Origin of the sequence: Pseudogracilibacillus sp. ICA-222130 (assembly GCF_037892545.1) — a bacterium.
Lineage (GTDB): Bacteria > Bacillota > Bacilli > Bacillales > Amphibacillaceae > Pseudogracilibacillus.
Genome location: NZ_JBBKBG010000059.1, coordinates 1 through 4,806 on the forward strand (window position 1 = coordinate 1; position 4,806 = coordinate 4,806).

Annotated in this window: 8 protein-coding genes; 6 read left to right on the top strand and 2 right to left on the bottom strand. The window is 34.4% G+C overall.

The window, feature by feature from the left end:
* Positions 1-62 precede the first annotated feature (62 nt).
* Entirely contained in the window at positions 63-296 is a 234-nt protein-coding gene (locus tag WKT09_RS13465; protein WP_340416523.1) for a hypothetical protein, read from the top strand.
* 11 nt (positions 297-307) lie between these two features.
* A complete protein-coding gene (locus WKT09_RS13470) occupies positions 308-1,261 on the top strand; it encodes a GH25 family lysozyme (RefSeq protein WP_340416524.1) in 954 nt (317 codons plus the stop codon).
* 44 nt (positions 1,262-1,305) lie between these two features.
* On the opposite strand, the gene WKT09_RS13475 is transcribed toward WKT09_RS13470, so the two are convergent.
* On the bottom strand, positions 1,306-1,923 hold the full coding sequence (locus WKT09_RS13475) for an SCO family protein (RefSeq protein ID WP_340416525.1): 618 nt from the start codon (positions 1,921-1,923) through the stop codon (positions 1,306-1,308).
* Between the two features lie 181 nt (positions 1,924-2,104).
* Here WKT09_RS13475 and WKT09_RS13480 point away from each other — a divergent pair, with 181 nt between their 5' ends.
* The 4 genes from WKT09_RS13480 (at position 2,105) to WKT09_RS13495 (ending at position 4,181) form a co-directional block, all read left to right on the top strand.
* Positions 2,105-2,461 (top strand): CotD family spore coat protein, encoded by a 357-nt coding sequence (locus WKT09_RS13480; RefSeq protein ID WP_340416526.1) that lies wholly within the window; start codon positions 2,105-2,107, stop codon positions 2,459-2,461.
* Positions 2,462-2,674: 213 nt separating this feature from the next.
* On the top strand, positions 2,675-3,463 hold the full coding sequence (locus WKT09_RS13485; protein WP_340416527.1) for an HAD family hydrolase: 789 nt from the start codon (positions 2,675-2,677) through the stop codon (positions 3,461-3,463).
* 63 nt (positions 3,464-3,526) lie between these two features.
* Positions 3,527-3,850, top strand: coding sequence for a DMT family transporter (locus WKT09_RS13490; RefSeq protein WP_340416528.1), 324 nt, complete (start codon positions 3,527-3,529; stop codon positions 3,848-3,850).
* A 16-nt stretch (positions 3,851-3,866) separates the two neighbouring features.
* Positions 3,867-4,181 carry a DMT family transporter gene (locus tag WKT09_RS13495; protein WP_340416529.1) on the top strand — a complete coding sequence of 105 codons (315 nt, stop codon included), beginning with the start codon at positions 3,867-3,869 and terminating at the stop codon, positions 4,179-4,181.
* Between the two features lie 21 nt (positions 4,182-4,202).
* Here the strand turns inward: WKT09_RS13495 and WKT09_RS13500 are convergent, their stop codons facing one another.
* The gene (locus tag WKT09_RS13500; RefSeq protein ID WP_340416530.1) at positions 4,203-4,670 is read right to left on the bottom strand and encodes an NUDIX domain-containing protein; all 468 of its coding nucleotides are present in this window, start codon (positions 4,668-4,670) and stop codon (positions 4,203-4,205) included.
* Between the last annotated feature and the right edge of the window lie 136 nt (positions 4,671-4,806).

Sequence of the window (4,806 nt, forward strand, 5' to 3'; positions counted from 1 at the left end):
TACAACACTTCTTCTCATACATCATACGATAGTAATAGTAAGTAAATAAAAGGAGGGGTATGATGTATGATTTTACATTTCTCGTTGCAGTAATTATTGGATTAACGGAGTTAACGAAACGTGTGACACCATTAAAGAAAAAGTTTTTGCCGTTAATATCTTTGTCATTAGGTATCATTGCGAGCATGATTTACGTAGATGGAATATGGCAAGATAAACTGATGATTGGTGTTATACTCGGTTTAAGTGCTGCTGGATTATTTGATCAGTCAAAAATCCTTGACAGATCATCTTAGGAGGGAGAAGCATGAAGGTAATATTAGATGTATCTCATCATCAAGTACCATCAAAAATGGATTATGATGCACTTGCCAAACAAATTGACCTAGCTATTATTCGTACACAATATGGTTCTAACTTAATCGATAGACATTACAAAATGCATCATGAGGCATTTCAAAAACATGGGGTACCAACTGCTGCCTATGCATGGGTACGTGGTGTGTCAGAAAATGACATGAAAGTAGAAGCGAGAGATTTTTACAATCGTACAAAACAATTCCAACCAACTTTTTGGTTTGTGGATGTGGAAGAAAAATCGATGTCTAACATGCGTGCCGGTATTAGTGCATATATAAAAGAGTTACGACGTCTCGGTGCGGAAAAAGTTGGGATATATGTAGGGCATCATTTGTACAAGTCATTCAATTTAAAGATGGAAGAAGCTGATGCGGTTTGGTTGCCTCATTACGGTAAGAATGACGGGACGGTCAATAGTACACCTAAATTTCCATGTGATATTCACCAATATACTGATAAAGGAAGATTGTCAGGATATAATGGCCCTCTTGATTTAAATAGAGTTCTTAGCGACAAACCGTGGAGTTATTTTGTTCACAAACATAGTGGACAACCAACTAATAAACAATATGTCGTTACACGAAATGTTGGAGCATATCGAACGGCTAAACAGGCAAAGGAAAGAATACAACGTGTCGGAACAGTTCAAGCTGGCACCTATTATATTTTTAATGAAAGTAATGGCATGGTTAATGTAACCAATCAAAATGGGACACCAGGTTCATGGATCAACCCAGCTGAAATGCGAAACACGAAACAATATTACATCGTAAAACGCGGTGATACGTTAAGTCATATTGCTGCAATAAATGGATTGACCGTATCTCAAATTCATGCATTAAATCCACAAATAAAAAATGTACATGTCATTTATGCCAATGAAAAAATTCGTATTAAGTAGTAAAAAAGCTAGAGATGTTATGGACGCATCTCTAGCTTTTAATTTTATTTTAAATCATTAACACGTTCAACGAGTAAATCCATATCGTCCTGTTTCGTACCATCAAAACGATCAACGACTTCACCATCTGGATTTATTAAGAAAAATGATATGGTATGCATCACTTGATCATCTCCATCACCAGGAGGGAGGAGTGAACTCTTAAATGATGTTTCGGATATGTTTTTTACTGTATCAAAATCATATCCAGTTAGGAAGTTCCACGTATCAAAATTTGCCCCATGATTTTCTCCATATTCTTTTAACACATCTGTCGTATCACGTTCAGGGTCTACGGAAAAAGAAACGAGTTGTACATCGTCTAATCCAGCTTCTTCTAAGCCATCTTGTAAAATTTTCATATTACGAGTCATTGGTGGACAAACTGTTGTACAGTTCGTAAATACGAAATTCGCCACCCACCATTGTCCTTCGAAATCATGTAAAGACACTTCGTTTTCATCTTGGTTTATCGCTTCAAAAGGTTCAACACTATCAGAAATGGTTGTTGATTCCATTGGTTGTTTCGATGATTCTCCATCTACATTATTTCCAGTATCATTGCTACAGGCCGCAATGCTTAAAATAGTCATTAATAAGAAAAGTGTTAATACTTTTTTCATATTTCTTTCCTTCCTTTACATTTATCTTCTAAAATTAGCATACCATAAATTGTTCGTGAGGAAAGATGGAACTTTTACTATTGTGTGAACGTAGGGATATAATTTAGGAATTTGGCTTAGGTATGTTGTTTATACGGTATACGTCTTGTGACATATAGTGGAAGTGAAAGGAGTGATCAATATGAATAAAAGATGTCATTGTCATGGTCGTTGTGGATGTGAGAAAAAAATTGTCCACCCAACAAGAGAAGAAGTAAAAAATGTGTATACAGAAGAGACGATCAACCATGTATATCCAACACATACAACAGTTGTCAATAATCATCTCATTCGAAATGTATATTCTTATCCACATTCGACATCCCATGAAACGAGGGTTCGAGAAATTGATGAAAGAGATGGACGTGTCGGAGGCGTAGGGGATAATGGAGGATATTCCAACCCAAGAGGAGTAAGAGGAACCCAATCTGAAGGAGGAAAATGTGGTTCCTGTTCTAGTTCAAGATGTAGTTGTAGACGTGGAGGATTTTGGTTTTAAATGTGAATGAATCTAGGTTCGTTTAAAAATGGATGAATATTTAAAGGACATATCATTCATCTATGACAAAAAATTTATCAATGGCTTGTGTGATAAAGAATCGGATGGATAATGGAAAATTTATCCATCCAATTTTTATGGACTTTTATATATAAAATCGATAAGATATGAATGAAAGGGCTTTTTAAAAATGAAAAAGAAGGTAGATGAAAAATGTTAAAAGCAGTCATTTTTGATTTAGATGACACATTACTATGGGACGATAAAAGCGTTAGTGAAGCGTTTAAAGCAACGTGTAAAAAAGCAACAGAGAAATATGCGATTGATCCAGAAACATTAGAGGAAAATGTTCGTAAACATGCACAGGAAATCTATCCAACATTACCTACATATCCTTTTACGAGTAATATTGGAATCGGAACATTCGAAGGAATGTGGGGGACATTCAGTGACGAATCAGAGGATTTCAAATTAATGCGTGATACATTGCCTTCATTCCGTAAAGAAGCTTGGTTTAATGGATTAAAAGACTTGGATATTGTAGATGAGGCATTAGCTAGTGAACTAGCATTAATGTTTCCATCGGAACGAAAAAAACATATTTTCTTATATGAAGAAACAATCGATATATTAGAACAGTTACAAGGAGAATATAAGCTTATTATGCTTACAAATGGTGCACCTAGTTTACAACATACAAAATTATCTTTGTCACCACAGTTAGCTCCTTTTTTCGATCACATCATTATATCGGGGAATTTTGGACAAGGAAAGCCTAGTGTAGAAATTTTTAAACATGCGTTACATGTTGCAGGAATCGATAAAAATGAAGCGGTGATGATAGGAGATAACCCGATGACAGATATTTTAGGTGCCTCTCGTGTCGGAATGGATTCGATATGGATCAATCATCATAAACGCGATGTAACAGAAGTAACACCAACATATGAAGTAAAACGATTAAAGGAAATAATGCCTATCATTAAATCTTTAAGTAAATAATCGACGAAAGAAGATAAAATCAAACGGTGATTTTATCTTCTTTCATCTGAAGGGTGTTTTTAAATGAGAGTAGGTTGGATATATGTTTTTCTTGCAGCATTCATTGAAATATTTTGGGTGTTAGGATTAAAATATTCCGTCAATATATGGATGTGGATAGGTACTATTATCATTATTATTTTAAGTTTTATTTTTGTCATTAAAGCATGTGAAAAACTCCCATCTGGAACGGTATATGCAGTATTTACTGGTTTAGGCGCGGCTTCGATAGCAATAGTTGATTTTGTACTATTAGGGGCGGATTTTACATATGCAAAAGGATTATTTATATCCTTAATTATTTTTGGGGTTGTTGGGATTCAGTTGACAACGGCTGAGGTAGAATAATAGGGAGCGTGTGTTCATGGCATGGTTTTATTTATTCATTGCTAGTTTCGGTGAAATATTCGGTATGACATTTATTAATCTATATTTACAAAAGAGACGTTACATTTGGTTATTTTTCCTCGTCGTTAGTTTTTCCTTAGGCTTTTTCTTTTTAGCATTAGCAATTAAAGATATTTCATTAGGAGTCGCGTATGCCATATGGTCTGGAGTTGGTGCGACAGGATCTGTGTTAATGGGTATATTCTTTTTTAAAGAATCAGCTAGTTGGAAGCGGATGTTTTTTTTAAGTTGTATTATTATTGGTGTTGTCGGTTTAAGAATCGTCGGATAAACGTACAAACATCACATCGAATTAACGATGTGATGTTTGTGGTATTTGGACAACGTTTCCGTCTATATATTCAAATGTTAAGATGCCTTTTTTCTCGAGTAGTTTTGGAATCCCTTGTTTTAAAATTGGATGCACTCCATGATTTTCTTCATCTAAAATCCAGTCGATCGATTTCCATTGTAAAATACCGTCACGACTTTTCGCGATTTTGTTTTTCATCAATGTTTGGTCTAAAGTAAATAAGTAAACATTGATCCCTTTTGATTCCCCTTGCTCGTTTTTCCACGTAAATGTTCCCTTCGAATAGAACTGTTCTACACTATAATTTGTTTCTTCAAATATTTTACGCTTCACACTTTCATCTGGATGATCCTTTTGTTCAAGTTTGTTAATAATCCCATTCCATAATCCAGGCATCGGTTTCGTTTCACGGTTGACCATTAAAATATCTTGATCATTTTTTAAAAAAGAGACATTATATTGGAACATTGTTATTCTCCTTTCACAATGTATGTGAAGAAATATTTTAACATACTTTAAGAAAGACGAAAGCATTTTGAACATAAAATTTATAAAAACTTAATAATTCGAGATGATTTTTAAAACTAAAATATATTCAAGTGAA